Source organism: Nocardia spongicola (genome assembly GCF_047200775.1).
Classification (GTDB): Bacteria; Actinomycetota; Actinomycetes; order Mycobacteriales; family Mycobacteriaceae; genus Nocardia.
On sequence record NZ_JBJZOO010000001.1, the window covers coordinates 999,744 to 1,019,983 of the forward strand.

The 20,240-nt window shown below is 64.9% G+C and carries 20 protein-coding genes; 1 reads left to right on the forward strand and 19 read right to left on the reverse strand.

From position 1 onward, the window contains the following. Nucleotides 1-14: 14 nt before the first annotated feature. The 15 genes from ACL02S_RS04305 to ACL02S_RS04375 all read right to left on the reverse strand — a co-directional run bounded on the left by ACL02S_RS04305 (nucleotide 15) and on the right by ACL02S_RS04375 (nucleotide 16,455). A complete protein-coding gene (locus tag ACL02S_RS04305; protein WP_412800934.1) occupies nucleotides 15-278 on the reverse strand; it encodes a hypothetical protein in 264 nt (87 codons plus the stop codon). Between the two features lie 8 nt (nucleotides 279-286). Next, entirely contained in the window at nucleotides 287-583 is a 297-nt protein-coding gene (locus ACL02S_RS04310; protein WP_412800935.1) for a hypothetical protein, read from the reverse strand. 52 nt (nucleotides 584-635) lie between these two features. After that, a complete protein-coding gene (locus tag ACL02S_RS04315; protein WP_412800936.1) occupies nucleotides 636-1,298 on the reverse strand; it encodes a DUF6668 family protein in 663 nt (220 codons plus the stop codon). Beyond that, nucleotides 1,295-2,170: a MinD/ParA family ATP-binding protein gene (locus ACL02S_RS04320; RefSeq protein ID WP_412800937.1), complete on the reverse strand. Its 876-nt coding sequence runs from the start codon at nucleotides 2,168-2,170 to the stop codon at nucleotides 1,295-1,297. Before ACL02S_RS04320 ends, ACL02S_RS04315 begins: the two co-directional genes overlap by 4 nt. A 14-nt stretch (nucleotides 2,171-2,184) precedes the next feature. Continuing rightward, nucleotides 2,185-3,132 carry a DUF8176 domain-containing protein gene (locus ACL02S_RS04325; protein ID WP_412800938.1) on the reverse strand — a complete coding sequence of 316 codons (948 nt, stop codon included), beginning with the start codon at nucleotides 3,130-3,132 and terminating at the stop codon, nucleotides 2,185-2,187. Between the two features lie 57 nt (nucleotides 3,133-3,189). Beyond that, entirely contained in the window at nucleotides 3,190-3,558 is a 369-nt protein-coding gene (locus ACL02S_RS04330; RefSeq protein WP_412800939.1) for a hypothetical protein, read from the reverse strand. 279 nt (nucleotides 3,559-3,837) lie between these two features. Further along, nucleotides 3,838-6,123 carry a RelA/SpoT family protein gene (locus ACL02S_RS04335; RefSeq protein ID WP_412801102.1) on the reverse strand — a complete coding sequence of 762 codons (2,286 nt, stop codon included), beginning with the start codon at nucleotides 6,121-6,123 and terminating at the stop codon, nucleotides 3,838-3,840. Nucleotides 6,124-6,480: 357 nt separating this feature from the next. Next, nucleotides 6,481-7,092, reverse strand: a complete 612-nt coding sequence (locus ACL02S_RS04340; RefSeq protein WP_412800940.1) for an alkaline phosphatase family protein — start codon at nucleotides 7,090-7,092, stop codon at nucleotides 6,481-6,483. Nucleotides 7,093-7,131: 39 nt separating this feature from the next. After that, nucleotides 7,132-8,721, reverse strand: coding sequence for an ABC-F family ATP-binding cassette domain-containing protein (locus ACL02S_RS04345; protein ID WP_412800941.1), 1,590 nt, complete (start codon nucleotides 8,719-8,721; stop codon nucleotides 7,132-7,134). 340 nt (nucleotides 8,722-9,061) lie between these two features. Next, nucleotides 9,062-9,634, reverse strand: a complete 573-nt coding sequence (locus tag ACL02S_RS04350) for an adenine phosphoribosyltransferase (RefSeq protein ID WP_412800942.1) — start codon at nucleotides 9,632-9,634, stop codon at nucleotides 9,062-9,064. Between the two features lie 37 nt (nucleotides 9,635-9,671). Continuing rightward, complete coding sequence (locus ACL02S_RS04355; RefSeq protein ID WP_412800943.1) at nucleotides 9,672-11,390, reverse strand: ABC transporter substrate-binding protein; 1,719 nt, start codon at nucleotides 11,388-11,390, stop codon at nucleotides 9,672-9,674. Nucleotides 11,391-11,409: 19 nt separating this feature from the next. Further along, a complete protein-coding gene (gene secF, locus ACL02S_RS04360; protein WP_412800944.1) occupies nucleotides 11,410-12,594 on the reverse strand; it encodes a protein translocase subunit SecF in 1,185 nt (394 codons plus the stop codon). 7 nt (nucleotides 12,595-12,601) lie between these two features. Further along, nucleotides 12,602-14,284 (reverse strand): protein translocase subunit SecD, encoded by a 1,683-nt coding sequence (secD, locus tag ACL02S_RS04365; RefSeq protein ID WP_412800945.1) that lies wholly within the window; start codon nucleotides 14,282-14,284, stop codon nucleotides 12,602-12,604. A 124-nt stretch (nucleotides 14,285-14,408) separates the two neighbouring features. Further along, a complete protein-coding gene (gene yajC, locus ACL02S_RS04370; protein WP_412800946.1) occupies nucleotides 14,409-14,777 on the reverse strand; it encodes a preprotein translocase subunit YajC in 369 nt (122 codons plus the stop codon). Between the two features lie 187 nt (nucleotides 14,778-14,964). Further along, nucleotides 14,965-16,455 (reverse strand): flavin-containing monooxygenase, encoded by a 1,491-nt coding sequence (locus tag ACL02S_RS04375; RefSeq protein WP_412800947.1) that lies wholly within the window; start codon nucleotides 16,453-16,455, stop codon nucleotides 14,965-14,967. Nucleotides 16,456-16,491: 36 nt separating this feature from the next. Here ACL02S_RS04375 and ACL02S_RS04380 point away from each other — a divergent pair, with 36 nt between their 5' ends. Next, nucleotides 16,492-17,157: a TetR/AcrR family transcriptional regulator gene (locus tag ACL02S_RS04380; RefSeq protein WP_412800948.1), complete on the forward strand. Its 666-nt coding sequence runs from the start codon at nucleotides 16,492-16,494 to the stop codon at nucleotides 17,155-17,157. A gap of 137 nt (nucleotides 17,158-17,294) precedes the next feature. Here the strand turns inward: ACL02S_RS04380 and ruvB are convergent, their stop codons facing one another. The 4 genes from ruvB to ACL02S_RS04400 form a co-directional block, all read right to left on the reverse strand. Continuing rightward, a complete protein-coding gene (ruvB, locus tag ACL02S_RS04385) occupies nucleotides 17,295-18,377 on the reverse strand; it encodes a Holliday junction branch migration DNA helicase RuvB (RefSeq protein WP_412800949.1) in 1,083 nt (360 codons plus the stop codon). A 6-nt stretch (nucleotides 18,378-18,383) separates the two neighbouring features. Further along, on the reverse strand, nucleotides 18,384-18,989 hold the full coding sequence (gene ruvA / locus ACL02S_RS04390; protein WP_412800950.1) for a Holliday junction branch migration protein RuvA: 606 nt from the start codon (nucleotides 18,987-18,989) through the stop codon (nucleotides 18,384-18,386). After that, nucleotides 18,986-19,555 (reverse strand): crossover junction endodeoxyribonuclease RuvC, encoded by a 570-nt coding sequence (gene ruvC / locus ACL02S_RS04395; protein ID WP_412800951.1) that lies wholly within the window; start codon nucleotides 19,553-19,555, stop codon nucleotides 18,986-18,988. The genes ruvA and ruvC overlap by 4 nt, the downstream gene beginning before the upstream one ends. A 114-nt stretch (nucleotides 19,556-19,669) precedes the next feature. After that, nucleotides 19,670-20,185, reverse strand: coding sequence for an O-acetyl-ADP-ribose deacetylase (locus ACL02S_RS04400; protein WP_412800952.1), 516 nt, complete (start codon nucleotides 20,183-20,185; stop codon nucleotides 19,670-19,672). Between the last annotated feature and the right edge of the window lie 55 nt (nucleotides 20,186-20,240).

Here is a 20,240-nt window from a genome sequence, read left to right on the forward strand (position 1 = left end):
CTCGCTTCGATGGCTCACTCGGGCAGGAATGCCAGAGCGATTCCCGACGCCGTACTCGCCACCACAGCACCGAGCAGGCTCATCAGCACACCGTGCGAAGAGTCGTTCATGGCCAGATCGCTACGGAACGTCAGCCACAGCTTGCCTGCGGAGACGATCATCCAGGCCAGGCATACCAGCAGCACGAACCACAGCAGCCAGTTCAACAACTGCATCAACGGGGCGATGACCTCGGCAGGCATCTGTTTATAGGCCAGCGGCACGCGTACGGTACTCATCGCGGACATCAGGTGCCGATGACTGCGTTCATGATGGTGCCCGCGCTGGTGGCGACAACGCCGCCGATCATCGCGCCTGCCACCATCTTCGGCGACTCCAGACCACCGCCGGTCCATTTCTCCCACGCGAATTTCCCGCCGGCGTAGATGATGCCGCAGATCCCCGACAGCAGCACGAACCAGGTGAGATACCGCACCAATTGCAGGATCTTCTCCGAGCCGGGTGGTGCTTCCGGACTCGGATTACCGACTTGCGCGAGTACGGTGCCGTACGTGTCCTGCACGGCGAGGAGGATCGTGCTCATCGGGTACCTTTCTCGAAGAAGAGTGTGGTTATGACCGATTCACCGCGGAAGCTCATGGGTTCGCCTGCTGCTCGAGCTCCGGTACCGGGGAATCGGAAGTGGCCTCCTGTAGTGCCGTCCGCACCGCTGTGATGATGTCGGTGCCGAGTTCCCTGATATCGAGCGGCACTTCCCGCAGCAGATCGAGTTTGCGCTTTTTGGACGGCAGTGCGTCGCCGGGTGACCACACCGGCAGCTGTTCCGGTTCGACCAGCATCCACTCCTCGTACCACGGCACCTGCCACACCTGCCCGGCCAACGAGCCGACCACTTCCCGGTACCGCCGGATCTCCGGAGCCATCCGGCCTGGACGCGCCGCGACCGTGACGAGGCCGACCACATGGGAGGGACCGGCCAATCCCGAAAGATGCTGGCGCAGTAGATCGTGTGCGCGGGACAAGCCCGCGATGGTCTCCCTGGCGACGAGAATGACGAACGGACTTTCGCGGTCGAAGACGCCGGGCCAGCGGCGGCCCGAATCCGCCGCGGGCGCAAGCACATGCGCGAGAGTACTTGTTCCCGCCCCACCGTGCACACCGAGCAGCCACACCAGGGGCGCGCGCCCGACACCGGGCACGGGGCGATCCCAGACGGCGGCACGGCGAGACTCCGGCGGTGCGATCACACCGGCGGGCGCTGGATCTGGCTGGCGCGGAAAAATCATGGCGGCGGTCATGATGCCACCTCGGTGAGTACGTGCTCATAGGCCCGGCGCGTCTCCTCGGCGAGCTCGGTGTGCCGCACGAGTTCACCACGGGCCAGATGGGGATCGTAGGGTATCTCCTCGATATCGCGGACCCAGCCGGACAGATGCTCACGCAAATGATCCGCTACCCGGGAATCCCCACCGGGATATTGATGTGAGACCACGATGGTCGTATCACCGACGATGCCATCGGCCGGTCCTTCCGCGGCACCGAACTGGTCATCGAGCCATTCCAAGGTGACCCGCAGTCGGTTGGCCGCATCGGTGCGAGCCGGAATGGTAAGCACCAGAGCTACTTCCGAGTCATCGAGCAACGGAAGCAATTGCCTGGCGGCAATCGGGTGTCCGCCGTCGTAGACCGCGGTGTATCCGGCGTCGCGTACCGCGCGAGCGACCGTGAGATAGGTCGCACGCCTGCGCAGTGGTGCGGCATCACGCCAGAGCAACCCGATACCCGAGGTCGCGCGGGACAGGCACTCCTTCAACGGCGCGGGTTCATCGTCACCACGCCCGTACAACCAGGACTGCAGACTGATCGGATGCAGATGCTCGTCCGCACCCCGCAGCGCCAAATCACTGCCCGCCGACGTCGCGTCCACCGCGACTGTCGGCGTTCCGTCCGCCCCGAGCTCCCCCGCCAGGCCGAGTGTCGTCGTGGTGGTTCCCGCGCCACCGCATCCACCGACCACCAGAATCGAGCGTCGCCCAGGATGCTCCGCGTCGGATTCAGCTGTCCTGCCTCGCCGCAACCGCACCACCGGAGCGTCTGGGCGCGCCGACCGGCTCGACGATCCACCCCCGTCAGGCGTCTCGTCGAGCCAGCGGCTCCAGTCCTCTCCCATCGCCTCCGCTCTCCTTATCCAGCAGCGATACCCGTGATCAGGGTGCGTCCATCGATCACCGCGGTGGTGACCGTTTGTTTGTTGTACGTAGCGGGCGCACCACCGGGCCGGTACTCGGTGACCTCCACCGAGTACCTGTTGTCGCTGATTGTCACGATCCGCACGCAATGCGTGGTCTCCGCCGGGACCGTGTCGATGCCACGTTGGATGATCCGCGCCGGCGGGACAGCGGCATCCGGTGCCACCGCCGCCCGTGCCCGCGCTCCGGAACGTTCGACGTAGTACGCGTATTGGAACAGCAACACCACATCCGGACCCGAGTTCGTCCCGCCCGCCTCCGCACTGCGCACGATCACATCGTCACGCTCGGTCGGGCAGGCGCCTGCGGCGAGCGGATTTCCGCTCGCCCGGGCTCCGCCCGCGGTGAGCTGTACCGAGGGCGACTGTCGCGGCGCGGCTGCGGCGTCGGATGCCGAGCGCGAAAGGACCACAACGCACACCACGGCCACCGCGAGCACCAGCACCGCGGCGATCACCACGAGTAGCAGCCTGCCCCGACGCACGGCAGACCGGGCACCGGCGGCCCGATGCGGCACGATCGGGCGCGATCGGGCGCGATCATCGGGCTCTTCGACCGCCCAGGGCAGCTCCCCGAGATCGGTATTCGACACGATATGGTCGTCCTCCGGACCCGGCGCATGATCGGTCACCACCCAATCCGACCAGCCACCACGGAATTCGCTGTGCTGCGCGGGTAGAGCGGCCGGGATATCCTCCGGCCCCGACTGCGCCGAGTCCTCGTCGCCGGGAATGCGCTCCGGACGCGGATCCGGCACGCCGGTCTGCGCGGCGCGACCAGAACTCGCCGGTACTCCTCGGCTATCCGACCGGTCCTCCGCCGCGCCGTTCTCCGGTTCCAGAGCGCCGTACCAGCGGGAAAGCTGTTTGTACGACTTCAACATTCCCCCATTCCCGCAGAACTGGGCACGCAGTACCGCATCATCGGACCCTCTCTGCGATCAGTTCGTGGAGAACGGGTAGGTGTCTAGTGTGCCGGATCGGTCGACGGGCGGAATCGGTGTCACGCCGCCGGATGAGGCGCCATCGGCTCCTGTCTCCATCGGGAATTGTCCCGTACCGGGAGAACTCGGCGTAGTCGACGCGCCGAAGACCGCACCGGAGAATCCGGTCGGACACTTCGTGACTACCCGAGGTACGACATTATCGCCGGAGGCGGTGGCGATCTCGTGGAAGAACGCGGTATTCGGCGGAATCACTACTCGATTCGTCGCCGCCTGATTCGGCGACTCCACCGGGACGAGCCGAGCCTTGACTACAGCCACGGCGGATGCTGCCAGCATCCCCGCGGGTCGTGCCGTATCACTCATCATAGCGATCCGCAATCAAGTCGTTCACCGTAACTACCAACGCCACGAAACGCAATAGACCGTAACAGATTCCAGCTATCACTGCCGCATCAGCGAAAGTCTTTCACGAAACAACGTTCAAGGCGCAGCATGTCATGGCGCCTTACCGGAAAAAATTCGGCAAGTTTCCGATAGCCCACCCCGGATAACGGACGCACGCCGCGCACCGGACGCTGTCACCATGACGCACCAGCCGATCGACGGCTACTCCCCCGTACTACCCAGGAGGAATCCGTCCCGTCAGGCCGCGGAGGTGACGCGGTAGACGTCGTAGACGCCCTCTACATTGCGCACCACATTCAGCAAGTGCCCCAGATGTTTCGGATCACCCATCTCGAAGGTGAACTTGCTGATCGCCACCCGGTCACCATGTGTGGTCACCGACGCGGACAGGATGTTCACCTTCTCATCGGCCAGCACCTTGGTCACATCGGACAACAACCGGGTACGGTCCAGCGCCTCGATCTGGATGGCGACCAGGAATACCGAGGACGGCGATGGCGCCCAGGAAACCTCGATGATCCGCTCTGCCTGCGCGCGCAGCGAACCGGCGTTGGTGCAGTCCGTGCGGTGCACACTCACCGCGCCACCGCGGGTCACGAAACCCATGATCTCGTCACCCGGCACCGGGGTACAGCATTTGGCCAGTTTGGCGACTGTACCGGGAGCGCCTGGGATCAATACCCCGGCATCACCGGTTACCCGCTGCCTGTTCGGCGTTGTCGAGGGGGTGGAGCGCTCGGCCAGCTCGTTCTCCACATCACCGATACCGCCGAGCTGAGCCATCAACCGCTGCACCACATGGTGCGCGGAGACCTGATGCTCGCCGACCGCGGTGTAGAGCATGGAGATATCGGTGTAGTGCAGTTCCTGCGCGACCGCGTTCATCGCGTCGACACTCATCAACCGCTGTAGCGGCAGCCCGACCCGACGCACCTCTTTGGAAATCTGCTCTTTACCGCTTTCCAGGGCCTCTTCGCGCCGTTCTTTGGCGAACCACTGGCGAATCTTCGCCTTGGCTCGGGGAGACACGACGAAGTTCTGCCAATCACGGCTCGGCCCGGCATTCTGCGCCTTCGAGGTGAACACCTCGACCACTTCACCGTTCTCCAGCTGCCGCTCCAGCGCGACCAGGCGACCGTTCACCCTGGCACCGATACAGCGGTGGCCGACCTCGGTGTGCACGGCGTAGGCGAAGTCGACCGGTGTCGATTTCTGCGGCAGTGTGATCACATCGCCCTTCGGTGTGAACACGAAGATCTCCGGCGACTTCAGATCGAAGCGCAGCGATTCCAGGAACTCCGCCGGGTCGGCGGCCTCGCGCTGCCAGTCCAGCAACTGGCGCATCCAGGCCATATCGTCGACCTCGGCGGTGTCATTGGAATGTTTGCCGCGGGTCTCTTTGTAGCGCCAGTGCGCGGCGATACCGAATTCGGCGGTGCGGTGCATGTCCTGGGTGCGGATCTGCACCTCCAAAGGCTTACCGTCCGGCCCGACCACCGTGGTGTGCAGTGACTGGTAGACGCCGTAGCGCGGCTGAGCGATGTAGTCCTTGAACCGGCCCGCCATCGGCTGCCACAGCGAATGCACCACACCGACGGCCGCATAACAGTCGCGCACCTCGTCGCACAGGATGCGGATACCGACCAGATCGTGGATATCGTCGAAGTCCTTGCCCTTGACGATCATCTTCTGGTAGATCGACCAGTAGTGCTTCGGGCGGCCCTCGACGATGGCATTGATCCGTGAGGCGGCCAGCGTGTTGACGATCTCGGCCCTGACCCTCGCCAGGTAGGTATCGCGGGAGGGCGCGCGATCGGCCACCAACCGGACGATCTCGTCGTACTTCTTCGGGTGCAGAATCGCGAAAGCGAGGTCCTCCAGCTCCCACTTCACCGTCGCCATCCCGAGGCGATGGGCAAGGGGTGCGATGACCTCCAGCGTCTCCTTGGCCTTCTTGGCCTGCTTCTCCGGCGGCAGGAAACGCATAGTGCGCATATTGTGCAGTCGGTCGGCCACCTTGATCACCAGGACACGCGGATCGCGGGCCATCGCGATGATCATCTTGCGGATGGTCTCCGCCTCCGCGGCCGCGCCCAGATTGACCTTGTCCAGCTTGGTGACACCATCGACCAGATGCGCTACCTCGGCACCGAAATCCTTGGTGAGCTGCTCGAGGCTGTAGCCGGTGTCCTCCACGGTGTCGTGCAGTAACGCGGCCACCAACGTCGTGGTGTCCATACCGAGTTCGGCCAGGATATTGGCCACGGCGAGCGGATGGGTGATGTAAGGGTCACCGGATTTGCGGAACTGATGTCTGTGCCGCTCGTCGGCCACATCGAACGCGCGCTGCAGCAGGGTCAGATTGGCTTTGGGGTACAGCTCACGGTGCACCGTGGCCAAGGGCTCCAACACCGGTTTGACCGCGGGGATACCGCGCTGTCCGGTCATCCGGCGGGCCAGTCGCGCACGCACCCGGCGCGAAGCCGATGTCGGGACGGCCGAAGAGGCACCCGGCTGCCGCATGGGCGCGGTGTCGGCCTCTTGCGAAGGTTGCGCTTGCCGCGCGGCATCGGTGGCGGCCGCACCATTGGTCTGCGGGCCGGACGTCGATTGCTCGACCTTCGCCTCGCCCAGATGCCTGGTCATGCCACCACCTCTCCGCGCCTCGATCGGACCACCCTATCCGACCGGTGCAACCTCCCGGACCACCACTTTAGTCCGGGTAGAGCACACACGTCCGCTCAGCGGACGATGGATACCCTCCGATGCCTGCCGAAAAGCCGCGGAGCCTGCCAGCGGGCGGTTCCAGCTATCCCGCCGCACCACGATCAGGTCCCCCAGCTCCCCGCGTATCCGGTGTACGCACCGGAGGAATCGGGGTCAGCGGATCGCGGCGGGGCAAGGATCAGAAGATGATGCCCGAGCGGGTGTCTGTGCCGGACGCAAGGAGCGGCCATCCAGCTCGGAGGTGGAAATGATATCGAGGAGATCGAGCACCGTCGGGGTGATATCGACCGGCGTCGCGTGCCTATCGGTGGTTCCGGGCAAAAAGTCCGGTCCCCGTGCGATAACGAAATTGCTCGTCTCTTCCGGAGATTGGCCACCATGTCCACCTTCGGGCCGATGTCCGTGATCGGCGGTGACGAGAATGGTCCACCGCTCGTCCGGCCTGGCCGCTGCACGGGCGTCCACCGCGGCCACGATCCGGCCGACCAGGGCGTCGACACGTAACACGGCATCCGAATAGGCCCGCGAAGCACTACCGTGATCATGACCCGCGTGATCCACCTGATCCAGATGGGCGAACAGCAGGTCGGGGCCGAATCCGCCGAGGGCGGCGACTACCGCGTCAGCAGTAGCGGCATCTGCGCGGGATTCGTCGGGATCGTCCGGAACCGGGGCGGTGAAGATCACCACATCAGCATGCGGATTGCCACTGGCCGCCATAACGGCGATCTGATCCCAGGTCGCGATCGACTGAGTCCTCAGCATCGGACGAACCCGTTTCACCTGGGTGAAAACCGTCGGAACTCACGTCACCAGTGTTTCCACCAGCCCGTCTATGGTGAGTTCCCACTGCCGGGTCACCCCGATGTCGTCGAGAAAACGCTGATCGTGGCTGACCACGATCAGCGCGCCCGCAAAACTCGCCAGTGCCTGGGTGAGATGTTCGAGGCTGGGCAGGTCGAGGTTGTTGGTCGGCTCGTCCAGCAACAGCAACCGCGGCGCCGGGTCCGCCAGCAGCAGCATGGCCAGCGCCGCACGCAGCCGCTCTCCACCGGACAGTGCCGCGGCCGCGACATCCGCGGCCGCGCCACGGAACAGGAAGCGGGCCAACTGGGCCCGGATCCGCTCCGCGGAGGCGTGCGGCGTCACCGATACGACGTTCTCGAACACCGAGCGCCGCTCATCGAACATGTCCAGCCGCTGCGGCAGCATCCGCCACGGCACCTTCGGACCGCCCTGCGCGATGCGTCCAAGCAGCGTCGTCTTGCCGACGCCATTGCGGCCGGTCACCGCGATCCGCTCCGGGCCGGACACTCGTAACGTCACCGCCTGACCGCGCAGCAACTCGACCCCGTCCAGCTCGAGCACCTCTTGGCCTGGATACACACGGGTTTCCGGCAGATCCACCCGGATCTCCCGATCATCGCGCAACAACTCCTGAGCCTGCTCTAGCTGTTCTCTGGCCATGTCGAGCTTTTCGATGTGGTTGTTGCGCAACTTGCCCGCCGATACCTGCGCCTGGCGTTTGCGTTCGCCCATCACGACTTTCGGCTCTCGCTTCTGGTCCCGCATCTTCTGCCCATAGCGCTGTCTTCGATCGATTTTGATGCGCGCCTCCGCGAGTTCGCGCGCCTGTGTACGCACATCGCCGCGGGCATCTCGGATCACCGCACGGGCGGCCTCCTGCTCAACAGCGACGATCCGTTCGTACTCGCTGAAATTTCCGCCGAACAATCGCAGTACACCGCCACGGAGTTCCGCGATGACCGACACCCGATCCAGCAGCTCACGATCGTGGCTGACCGTGAGCACCGTGCCGGGGAACTGCTCGATCACCTCATAGAGCCTGGCACGGCCCATTCGATCCAGGTTGTTCGTCGGCTCGTCCAGCAACAGCACGTCGGGCTCGGCTACCAGCTCAGCGGCCAGCCCGAGCAGCACAGTCTCTCCTCCGGAGAGGGTGTCGAGCGTGCGGTCCAGTTGTTCGACCGAATCGGCGATGTGGTGCAAGCCGAATCCGGCCAGCAGTGCCACGGCCCGCTCTTCGACATCCCAGCGATTGTCGACGAGATCGAAGTCGCGGTCACTACCGATACCGGATTCTATGCGGTGCAAGGCTTGTCGGACCTCCGCGATGCCGAGGAAGTCGTCCACCCGTTGCCCCGCACCGAGACCGAGGTCTTGGCGCAGATAGCCGAGATTCCTGGCGACCGTGATGGACCCCCGCGCTGGCTGCAACTCGCCGGCGATCAACCGCAGTAATGCGGACTTGCCCGCACCATTTTCACCGACCAGGCCGATATGACCGGGACCGAGGACCGCGTCCAGGCCCTCGAAGAGAGAAGTCCCGTCCGGCCAGAAGAATGTGAGATCGGAAAAAGAAAGAGTGGTCATACCAGCTCCCAGAGGTTGCGCCGGATATGCGGTGCGCGACTGCGGACCGCCCGAGTGGCTACCTCAGCTGAGCAACGGCAGGACTCCGATCACCGGGAACAAGACCCGTCCAGTTTAGGCACAGCACTGACCGACACACCAGTGATATTCGGATCACAGAGATCCGGGTATCGGTCCGGCTCGATACCCGACAACAGCGACAGGCAGTACACGGAGCGATCGCCCGGCATGGACAAGACACTTGCGCGTGGCCTCGGTCCGAAGCATAGGGCGACCGCCGTCACAGGACAGTGCGGTAATCACCTCGACGTCCCGCACGGATGATCGACTCGGCGCCGGATCAGGCCTGCACGATCGAGGTCAACGGGTAGTCACCCTGTTTGGCGCGTCCTTCGAGGACGGTGAGCTCGAGCACCACCGCGAGAGCGACCACCTCCGCGCCCGCCTGATCGAACAGCTCGGCCGCGGCGGCAAGGGTGCCACCGGTGGCGAGCACATCGTCCAGCAGCAGAACACGCCTGCCCCGCAGCTCGATACCATCCGCGGGGATCTCCAATGCGGCGGTGCCGTATTCCAGCTCGAATTTCCGGCTGAGCACGGGGGGCGGCAGCTTACCCGCCTTACGAACGGCGAGCACCCCGGTACCCAGGGTCGCGGCGACACCAGCCCCGAGCAGGAAGCCTCTGGCGTCGACTCCGGCCACCAGATCGGCGTCGGGTGCGCACTCGGCCAGGCAATCGACCACCGCACGGAAACCCTCTGCCTCGGCGAACACCGGCGTCAGATCCGCGAAACGCACTCCAGGCGTAGGGAAGTCATCGGTCCAGCGAGTCAACCGATCGACCGCCGCGGCAGCCTTGGCGGCCCGTTCCACAGCGACATCCGCGGATTCGACGGCCGCGTGCTTACTCATCGACACCTCTCCATGATCACATCACCCACACCGTCTGTCACCGCTCCAGCACCCACCGGTCCATATTCCAGCCGGTTCCGGTCCGGCTGGGGGCGGGGAGCCCGTTACGCAGCCCTGCGCCGAAAGCGATTGTGCGGGGCGTCGCGAACAACGGGATGCTCGGCAACTGGGTCCACAGCAAATTCTCGGCTTCGGTGAGCAGAGTCAGCTGTGTAGTCGAATCGTCATCGACCGCAAGCTGATCAGTGATCGCATCGTACCTGCCGTTATCGAACCGTCCGACATTGAGTCCGCTACCGGCGCGCAACGCACTGATCGCGACCACCGCGTCGACCGAGCCCGCCGGGCCGTGCGCCGAGGCAGTACTGCCGAGAATCGCATCCACCGCACCCGTGGTGAGCTGGTCAGGGGTGAAATCCGGGGAACCGGCGTCCACCACCGAGATGCCCACCGACTGACAGACATCGGCGATCATCGCGACGGTCCGCGCGCGGCGGTCGTCCGGAGCCAGGTATCCGATACGAACGGTGGGGTTCGGCACACCGGATGCGGCAACCGCCCTGGTTGCGTTCGCCGGGTCGCCGGAATACTTGTTCGCCGCACCGATGACCGCCGGATACAGCAGCGCATCCTGCTGGACGATATGCGCGTTCAGCGGGCCGGAGCCGATTCCGGTCTTCGGCGTGTCCGGTACCTTGCCGAGTGCGTCGAACAGCGCCTGCCGCGGCAGACACAACGCGAACGCCCGGCGCGCCTCGATCGAGGCGAACACCCCACTGGTCGACAACACCAACTGCTCGACCCCACGGCCGGGCTGGCTGTACACCGAAAAATCTTTCAGATCCAGGTCTTTCACCGAATTCATGCCGATATCGACCACATTGACGGCATTCTCCCCGACCTTCTGCCGCATATCGGCGGTCTTGGGCCACACCACGATACGCCCGGTTTCCGGCTTGTTCCCCCACCAGCGGTTATTGGCGACCAGCACCAATCCGTCTTCCTTGCTGAAGGATTCGATGCGGTAGGGCCCCGAGGACGGGAACCGGGACACATCCAGACTGCCGTCGGCCGGAATGCTCCAGCCGGTATTCCAGAACTCCGCGAGCCTGCGGATCGCGTCGAGATCACCGGCCTGCACCGCGGATACCACGTCCGGCACGTTCGCCGCCGCGGCCGCGATATGCGCGGGCAGCAACTCCCCCGCGACGAACAGGGTGCGCCAGGCGAGATAGTCCCGGCCGGGCCGGAACACCACCGTGGCATCCCGGGAGCCGGGCTGGCAGTCGACACGTTCGATATCCTCGTAGCCCGCGGTACTCGCGGCATCGAAGAGCGGAACCGGCCCTCGGTCACCGGGTTCGGTGAACTGTCCGCTGCGGGCGGCCCATGCCAGCACCAAATCGTCGCAGGAGGTCGGCACCCCGTCGGAGTACACACCTTCGGGATTCAGCCGGTACTGGATGGTCTGGGATTCGCCGGGTACTTCCTTGGCGGTGCCGAGATCGGTATCGGCGATCTGCTGGCCTTCCGGACCCGTATAGAAGAATCCGGTGAGCACCCGGGAGAACACCGCGGTGGATCCGGAAACGGCTCCGAGCGTACTGCCACCGTTATAGGTGGCGATGGTGGCATCGGTGGCATAGCCGATGGACGGTACCTGGCTCTTACCGGAGCAACCGACCACCGACCCGGCGGTCAGCATCCCCGCGACGAACACTCCGATCAGTCGGAGCACCGTACGTGGCTGTCGCATACAACCCCCTGCTTCGTGGTCAGTGCCGCCTCTTGTGTCGTTTTCCGCTCGGCCGCGCACCCGGCTGTGGTGCGCGTGCCGTCTGCTGCCTGCGCGGCACTGTACCGAGATCCGGCCGCGCCGCCTTCGCCCCACGCTCGGCCCGCTTGGCCAGAACCTTCTCGGTATGCGCCGCTACCGGTCCCCAGCGCTCCTTGATCGACACCAACAACGGAGTCGCGAAGAAGATCGAGGAGTACGTACCGACCAGCAGACCGACCAACTGCACCAGCGCCAGATCCTTGAGGGTGCCGACACCGAGCATCCAGACCGCGATCACCATCAGGCCGAGGATCGGCAGAATACCGATCAACGAGGTATTGATCGAGCGCATGAACGTCTGGTTCACGGCGAGATTCGCCTGCTCACCATAGGTGCGCCTGGTCAGATGCAGAATACCTCGAGTATTCTCCTCCACCTTGTCGAACACCACGACCGTGTCGTAGAGCGAGAAGCCGAGGATGGTCAGCATGCCGATCACCGTCGCCGGGGTGACCTCGAATCCGACCATCGAGTACACACCAGCGGTGACGGTGAGGTCGAAGCCGAGTGCGGCGAGCGCGGCGATGGCCATAGGCAGCTCGAAACGGATGCGGATGTAGATCGCCACGAGCGCGAGGAACACCGCGAGCGCGATGAGCGCCTTACTGGTGATCTGGCTCCCCCAGGTCTCACTGACATCGGAAGTGCTGATCGCGGCCATGCTCGGGTCGCCATTGCTGTCCTTCGGCTGGAACGCGGCGAACAGGGCGCTATTCAGCGCCTCCACCTGCTGCTGATCCAACGCTTCCGACCGGATCAGAACGGTGGCCGAACCGCCGGTGCCGACGGTCTGCACCGAGACCGGATCGGTACCGATGGCACCGTGGTAGACATCCTCTACCTCGTCGACAGTCGCGTTCCCGATCGGGAACTGGACGCGCGTACCGCCTTCGAAGTCGATACCGAAATCGAAACCGCGCACAAGCATGCTCCCCAGCGCGATAAGCACTATCGCGGCGGTGATGCCGTACCACATCCGGCGTTTGCCGATGACCTCAACGGCACCGGTACCGGTGTAGAGGCGGTTGAAGAACCCGTGCTCGGCTGGGTGCGGCTCGGTGTCCGATCCGGCGTTCTCGCCAGGGTTCACCTTGTCGAGCGAGGTGGTGTGGCTGTTGATCATCGCGTCCTCATGCCTTCCCGAGGGCAGCCTGGGCCGCCTTCCGCTCACGGGCGATCTGCTGGATCGCGCCGAGACCGTTCACCGACGGTTTGGACCAGAACTCTGTCCGAGAGGCGAGCAGCACCAGCGGTGCGGTCACCAGGAACACCACGACGACGTCGAGGATGGTGGTGAGGCCGAGAGTGAACGCGAAGCCCTTCACCTGACCGACGGCCAGGTTGTAGAGCACGGCCGCGGCGATGAAGCTGACCGCATTGCCGGACAGGATGGTGCGGCGGGCGCGCTGCCAACCGCGTGGCACGGCGGACCGGAAGCTACGGCCTTCTCGCATCTCGTCTTTGATGCGTTCGAAGAACACCACGAACGAGTCGGCGGTCATACCGATACCGATGATCAGACCGGCGATGCCTGCGAGGTCGAGGGTGAAGCCGATCCAGCGCCCGAGCAGCACCATGATGCCGTAGACGGCGACCCCGGAGGCCACCAGCGATAAGCCGGTGATGAATCCGAGCATGCGGTAATAGGCCAGGCAGTAGAGCAGCACCACGGCCAGACCGATCGCGCCCGCGATCAGACCGGCTTTCAGCGAAGCCAGGCCGAGGGTCGCCGATACCGTCTCCGCCTCGGAGGTCTCGAACGACAGCGGCAGCGAGCCGTACTTCAGCGTATTCGCCAGCTCCTTCGCTGTCTCCGCATTGAAGGTGCCCGTGATGCGGGTGCTACCGCCGTACTGCGGGCCGCTCTCTACTGTCGGCGCGCTGACCACCTGGGAATCGAGCACGAAGGCGACCTGTTTGCCGATGTACTCACCGGTGAGCGTGGCCCAGGCGTCGCTACCGCCGGACTTGAACTCCAGGTAGACCTCATGCCTTGACTGCTGTTGATCCCAGCCCGAACTGGCATCCTTGATCTCCTGGCCGTCGATACGGCTCTTGTCCAGCAGAAAGACCTGGGTGCCGTCGGTCGAGCAAGTCACCAACGGCAGGTTCGGATCGTCGTTGCCCGCGAGCGGATCGGCCTTTCCGCAGTCCAGTGCGGCCATCGCGGCCTGCTGCACCGCCGGATCCGTGCTCTGCCGCGTCGCTTTGGCCTCCTGGATCTCCTTGGCGGCCGCTTCGGTTGGCGTCAAGTTCGGCTCGGCAGGCGGCTGAGTCGGCGCTTGGGCGGGGAATACCCGCTGCTGTGGGGCTGGTGTGGCCTGCGGGGTCCCCGGCTGCGCGGCAGGCGCAGGCGCTGTGGCCTGCTCCGGCTCCTCGGCCGATCCCGGCTCCGCGGCCTGCGGCGACTGCGGCGTGGTGCCACGGCTCGCGGCGAGCACGCCCTGCAGCACCGGGCGAATGTACATCTTCGCTGTCGTCGCCAGCGCACGAGCTTGTTGCCCGTCCTCGCCGGGCACGGTGATCACCAGATTGCTGCCGTCGATGACGACCTCGGAGCCGGACACCCCGAGTCCGTTGACCCGGTTCTCGATGATTTCCTGCGCCTTCTGCAGGCTGTCCCGGCTCGGCGTGCTGCCGTCCGGGGTGCGCGGTGACAGCGTGACCCGGGTACCACCCTGCAGGTCGATGCCGAGCTTGGGTGTCGGCGAGTTGTCACCGGTGAAGAACACCAGCGCGTAGACCACGGCCAGCAGCGCGGCATAGACACCGAGCAACCGCAGCGGGTGCGCCGATCCCTGAGAAGGTGGCACAGTACTTCATCTCCTAGGCGGGAAAACGAATGCGGAACAGGTGGGCGCGCCTCAGCGGCGCCGGGCGCGCGGACGGGCGACCGCCGCTGCGACCTCCGGCGAGCGGGGGCGCAACCGGAGAAACTCAGTCCTTGGTCAGCCGAGTCTGGGTCTGCTCGGCGGTCTCCTCGGTGATCTCGGCCGCGCTCGAATCACCGGAGCCGGTCTCGGAGGTATCGGCCTCCTCGGTGCTCACCTGGTCGTCGACGCGCACCTCGTGGATGGCCCGGCGCAACCACGTGGTGATCACGTCCTCGGCGATCTCGAGGTCGACCGTGGTGTCGTCGAGGTCGACCACGGTGCCGTACAGTCCCGACGTGGTGATGACCTGATCGCCGATCTTCAGGGTGTCCTGCATGTTCGCGATCTTCTCGGCTTCCCGCTTCTGACGGCGGACACCGAGGAACATCGGCACGAGCAGAGCTACCAGTAGCAGCGGAAACAGCAGTTCCATCGTCGAAGTCAGTCCCTAGTGTCGTGGGTGGGATGAGCAAGTACTCACACAGTCTGCCAGTTCGCCGCGCGGCTGCCACATCCGCACACCCACTGAGCACCAAAGACATCCTCCGCACCAGCCGCGGGCTACCCGGAACACATGCGGCCGCCGTACCTTCCGGTACGGCGGCCGCGGGTATTCCGGGTCAAGCGATCGTGCGGTACATGTAATCGTCCAGCGGGAAGCTGACCGCCTCACGATGCGCGTTGATCGTGCTGGTCGGCCGCAGCAGTGCGGCCTCACCATGTGGATTGAAGTAGTAGCTGTTCGCGGTAGCGCAGTCGCCGCGGTAGAAGACCGAGGAGCCGAGCTTGGCGGTGACCCGGTCGAGGAACTCCGCGTTGGCCCGCTCGGTGACCTCGAAGGTGGTGGCGCCGCGCTTGCGCAGCTCGCCGAACAACCTGCCCATATGCTTCATCTGCGCCTCGATGGTGGTGAAGTAGGACAGGCCACTGTAGGAGTACGGACTGTTGAGACTGAGAAAGTTGGGGAACTTCGGCACCGTAATGCCCTCGTATGCCTGGAAACGGTTGTCTCGCCAGAATTTCCCGAGGTTCACTCCTTCCCGGCCGATGATCTCGATGGCCGGGAAGTTCACATCCCACAGATTGAAACCGGTAGCCAGGATCAGCGTATCGATCTCGGTCTTGTGACCGTCGGCGGTGACGATCCCGTCCGGCTCGATGTGGTCGATCGAATTCGTCTCCAGCCGCACATGTGGCCGGTTGAATGTCGGGAAGTAGCGATTGGAGAAGGTGGGCCGCTTACACCCGAAATCGTAATCCGGGGTGAGCTTCCTGCGTGTCTCCGGATCGCGCACCGCGGCCCGCAGATGCGCCTTGGCCAGTACGCTCACCCCCTTGTTCATCAGCCTTACCTGCTTGAAATGCAGTACACCCACCACCATCAGCGCCTCGAGCAAACTGGTGTTGACCAGCCGTGCGACCTGCTGGGTGAGCGGGACGCGCTCGAACATTCTGCGCACCGGCACCGGGATCTCGGTGTCGATCTTCGGCGCCACCCAGATCGGCGTGCGCTGGAAAACAGTGAGCGAGCGTGCTTTCTCGGCCACCTCCGGAATCAGCTGCACGGCGGTGGCGCCGGTGCCGATGATCGCAGCGGCACGTCCGGTGAGGTCGGCATCGTCTTTCCACGCGGCGGTGTGGATGATCTCGCCTGCGAAGGTATCGATACCGGGGAAGGGCGGAGTATAGGGCTGGGACAGAAATCCCGTCGCGGTGAGCAGATAGCGTCCGGTGACAGTTTCCCCACCCGCGATCGAAACCTCCCAGTGCCCGAGTTCGTCGTCCCAGCGCGCCCCATCGACGACGGTACCGAAACGCATCCGGCGGCGCAGTTCGTACTTATCGGCCACATGCTCCGCGTACTTCTTCAGCTCCGCACCTGGCGCGAACAGCCGCGACCAGTGCGGGTTCGGCTCGAAGGAATACGAGTAGGTGACCGAAGCGATATCGACCGCAAGGCCGGGGTAGCGATTGACATGCCAGGTACCGCCGAGATCGTCCTCGCGTTCGAGGATCACGTAGTTGCTCAATCCGAGCCGGTCGAGCTGAATGCCTGCCCCCATGCCACCGAATCCCGCACCGACCACTATCGCGTCGTACTGAGGTGCCACGCCGAACCTCCTGCTAACCGAGCTATACAGCACGGAATGACACGTCATTCCGAATGTGATTACTGTATCATCGGCGAGGTGTCGAAGCTATCCACTCGTGCCGAACAACGTAAAGCGGAGCTGCGTCAGGAGATCATCGACACGGCGTTCACCTGTTTCGCCGAAAAGGGCTACCACGACACCGCTATCGCCGATATCGCGGGCAGACTCGGCATCGGGCACGGCACCTTCTACCGCTACTTCACCAATAAGCGCGATATCATCGACCACGTCATCGACAATCTGGCCGCACGTATCATCGCGGCACTCGGCACCGAGAACGCCCCGGATGCCGCGACCACCTTGGTCGAATACCGTGCCCAGATCGATCGCATCGGGACGGCCCTCACCGAGATCCTGCTCGCCGATCGCCGAGTCGCCCAACTGCTGCTGTTCCACGCCACCGGTATCGACGATGAACTCACGCAGCGGCTCTACCGGCTACTCGACACCGCCGACGCGTTGACCGCGGGATATCTCGAGCACGGCGTCGAACTCGGCTATCTACGGACCGACCTGGACACCGTGAACACCGCGCGCGCGGTGACCGGCATGCTGCTCGGCGGCATCGTGTACGCGCTGCGCACACCGGCCCCGGCCGATGTCGCCGGGCTGAACCAGGCGATCCGCCACCTGCTCATCGATGGTGTCCGCAAAACATAGAACTGCTGAGCGATCCGGTGAGCACTGATGCACCAGTAGGCCCCGCACACGGACACCACCAACGGTGTCATCGCCCGCACCGGCGACGCCGTGTCCGGCACAACGAATACGACCGTACGAGTGCGCACGGCCCGGCGTCATTCGAAGAAGTCGAGAGTAGGATGCAGCTCACGACCGCGAACTTCGATGGAGCCGAAGGCCAGATCAGCGGGAGGGACGAGGCCGATATGCGTCCAGGCGGCGGCGGTGGCCACCCGACCGCGCGGAGTGCGCGCGATCATGCCCGCGCGCACCAGAAACGGCTCACACACCTCCTCGACCGTGGCAGCCTCCTCACCGACTGCCACCGCCAAGGTGGATACCCCGACCGGGCCACCACCGAAACTACGCACCAGTGCGCCGAGGACCGCCCGGTCGAGCCGGTCCAGACCGAGCGCGTCCACGTCATAGACCTCGAGCGCGGCCTGCGCTATGGACCGGGTGATCCGGCCGTCGGCTCGGACTTCCGCGTAGTCACGCACGCGGCGCAACAGGCGGTTGGCGATGCGCGGCGTGCCGCGGGAACGGCCTGCGATCTCGGCCGCCGCGTCCTCCTCGATACCGAGGCCGAGCAGCTGTGCCGAGCGCTGCAGAATACGCAGTAACTCCTCGGGCTCGTAGAAGTCCATATGTCCGGTGAAACCGAAACGATCGCGCAGCGGACCGGTCAACGCTCCGGAGCGGGTAGTGGCACCGACCAGGGTGAATGGCGCGATATCCAGCGGAATCGACGTCGCGCCAGGCCCTTTGCCGACCACCACGTCGACGCGGAAGTCCTCCATCGCCAAGTAGAGCATCTCTTCGGCGGGACGGGCCATCCGGTGGATCTCGTCGATGAACAACACATCGCCCTCGACCAAGTTGCTGAGCATCGCCGCGAGATCGCCCGCACGTTCCAGCGCGGGACCGGAGGTGATCCGCAACGCGGTGCCGAGCTCCGCGGCGATGATCATCGCCATACTGGTCTTACCGAGCCCGGGCGGACCGGACAGCAGGACATGATCCGGGGTGCCGCCGCGCTGTTTGGCTCCACGCAACACCAGTGCCAGCTGTTCCCGGACTCTGGGCTGGCCGATGAAGTCGTCCAACGATTTCGGGCGCAAGCTCGCCTCGATCTCGCCATCCGACTTCAGGTACCTGGCACTGACCGGCGATTCGGCGGTTTCCTCTTGATGATCCATAGCGTCCTAACGGTTCTTGCCGAGCAGACCGAGCGCGGTACGCAACGCAGTGGAGGTATCGGCGGCCGGTTGATCGGCCAGTACCGTATCGACCGCCTGCTCCGCCTGTTTGGCGACGAAACCGAGCCCGATGAGTGCCTCGACAACCTGATCGCGCACCGGCGTGCGCACCGCGATAGGCACCGATCCTGGCGCACCGGACAGCACCGGAACGAGGTCCACCTTGTCGCGTAGCTCGACCACCATCCGCTCGGCACCGCGCTTGCCGACACCGGGCACCCTGGTCAGGGCGGCGATATTGCTCTCGGCGAGCGCTTTTCGCAGTGCTTCGGGCTCCAGTACGGCGAGCACAGCCATGGCGAGGCGAGGTCCGACGCCGGAAACGGTTTGCAACAAACCGAACAGATCGCGGGCCTCGGTATCGGCGAAACCGTAGAGCGTCATCGAATCCTCGCGGACGATCATCGCGGTATAGAGCCTGGTTTCCGCACCACGGGTGAGCCCGGCCAGCGTGGACGGGGTGGCGTTGAGCCGGTAGCCGACACCGGCCGCCTCGATCACCGCGTGGTCGAGAGCGATCTCGAGCACCTCACCGCGTACCGACGCGATCACCTACGCACCGCCTTCCGTTCCTCGGCCAGTCGTTCCTGGTAACGGCGCCGCGCCGCGGCTGCCTTGGCTTCCGCCGCGGCCATCCGTTCCAGCAACGGCGCCCGCCAGCAATGGCAGATGGCCAGCGCGAGCGCATCCGCCGCATCCGCTGGTTTCGGCGCGGCGGACAGGCCGAGAATCCGGGTGACCATGGCGGTCACCTGCCCCTTGTCCGCGGTGCCATTGCCCGTGACCGCCGCTTTCACCTCGCTCGGAGTATGGAACGCCACGGGGATCTTCCGCCGCGCCGCGGCGAGTGCGATCACCCCACCCGCCTGCGCGGTGCCCATAGCGGTACGGACATTGTGCTGAGCGAAGACACGTTCGATGGCGACCGCCCCCGGTTCGTAGGTGTCCATCCAGCGTTCCGCGGCCTCGGCGACAACGAGCAAGCGCTGCGCCAGATCCATATCTCCAGGAGTGCGAACCACGCCGACCTCCACGGCCGCGACCTTACGCCCTAGACCACCTTCGACGATGCTGAGACCACATCGGGTGAGCCCGGGATCGACACCCATCACCCGCAACGACAGCCCCTCTCACAGACACGAACAACTGTTCGAGAGTCTAGCGGAGACCGGACGCGATGCCCGTGTGCGACACAGTTCGCCGCGCGGCGGGACAGCCGTGACGCGGTGCCGTCAGTCACCGGAGAGCCGACCGGCGAACGCCGCGTACGCCGGATCGTCGAAGAGAACGAAACGGACTTCCGACACCGCCGTAGCACTCGCCCGGACCGCCTCGACGGCGATCCGGGCGCCATCACGTACAGGCCAGCCGAAAGCACCGGTGGAGATAGCCGGGAACGCCACCGACCGCGCACCCAGTTCATCCGCCACACGCAGGGATTCTCGATAACAGGAGGCCAGGAGCGCCGAACGATCCTCGGTGACCGACCACACGGGGCCGACTGTGTGGATAACCCAGCGGGCGGGAAGAAATCCCGCCGTAGTAGCGACCGCGGCACCGGCAGGCAACCCCGCACTGTACCGCGACACTCGCAACCGACGACACTCCGCCAGGATCTCCGGGCCACCGCGGCGATGGATCGCCCCGTCGACTCCCCCACCCCCTGACAGCGACGAGTTCGCCGCGTTGACCACTGCGTCGACCTCTTGTTCTGTGATATCGCCACGCATGATCACCAGTTCGGCCATAGCTGTATCTTGCCTCGATCCCCGACCACACCACCACACCCTGCCGGTAAGGAAG

Excerpts from the sequence above, each read along its gene's own strand:
- ACL02S_RS04305 (WP_412800934.1), bottom strand. The coding sequence starts at position 278 with ATGAGTACCGTACGCGTGCCGCTGGCCTATAAACAGATGCCTGCCGAG.
- ACL02S_RS04310 (WP_412800935.1), bottom strand. The coding sequence starts at position 583 with ATGAGCACGATCCTCCTCGCCGTGCAGGACACGTACGGCACCGTACTC.
- ACL02S_RS04315 (WP_412800936.1), bottom strand. The coding sequence starts at position 1,298 with ATGACCGCCGCCATGATTTTTCCGCGCCAGCCAGATCCAGCGCCCGCC.
- ACL02S_RS04320 (WP_412800937.1), bottom strand. The coding sequence starts at position 2,170 with ATGGGAGAGGACTGGAGCCGCTGGCTCGACGAGACGCCTGACGGGGGT.
- ACL02S_RS04325 (WP_412800938.1), bottom strand. The coding sequence starts at position 3,132 with ATGTTGAAGTCGTACAAACAGCTTTCCCGCTGGTACGGCGCTCTGGAA.
- ACL02S_RS04330 (WP_412800939.1), bottom strand. The coding sequence starts at position 3,558 with ATGAGTGATACGGCACGACCCGCGGGGATGCTGGCAGCATCCGCCGTG.
- ACL02S_RS04335 (WP_412801102.1), bottom strand. The coding sequence starts at position 6,123 with ATGCGGCAGCCGGGTGCCTCTTCGGCCGTCCCGACATCGGCTTCGCGC.
- ACL02S_RS04340 (WP_412800940.1), bottom strand. The coding sequence starts at position 7,092 with ATGCTGAGGACTCAGTCGATCGCGACCTGGGATCAGATCGCCGTTATG.
- ACL02S_RS04345 (WP_412800941.1), bottom strand. The coding sequence starts at position 8,721 with ATGACCACTCTTTCTTTTTCCGATCTCACATTCTTCTGGCCGGACGGG.
- ACL02S_RS04350 (WP_412800942.1), bottom strand. The coding sequence starts at position 9,634 with ATGAGTAAGCACGCGGCCGTCGAATCCGCGGATGTCGCTGTGGAACGG.
- ACL02S_RS04355 (WP_412800943.1), bottom strand. The coding sequence starts at position 11,390 with ATGCGACAGCCACGTACGGTGCTCCGACTGATCGGAGTGTTCGTCGCG.
- secF (WP_412800944.1), bottom strand. The coding sequence starts at position 12,594 with ATGATCAACAGCCACACCACCTCGCTCGACAAGGTGAACCCTGGCGAG.
- yajC (WP_412800946.1), bottom strand. The coding sequence starts at position 14,777 with ATGGAACTGCTGTTTCCGCTGCTACTGGTAGCTCTGCTCGTGCCGATG.
- ACL02S_RS04380 (WP_412800948.1), top strand. The coding sequence starts at position 16,492 with ATGACACGTCATTCCGAATGTGATTACTGTATCATCGGCGAGGTGTCG.
- ruvB (WP_412800949.1), bottom strand. The coding sequence starts at position 18,377 with ATGGATCATCAAGAGGAAACCGCCGAATCGCCGGTCAGTGCCAGGTAC.
- ACL02S_RS04400 (WP_412800952.1), bottom strand. The coding sequence starts at position 20,185 with ATGGCCGAACTGGTGATCATGCGTGGCGATATCACAGAACAAGAGGTC.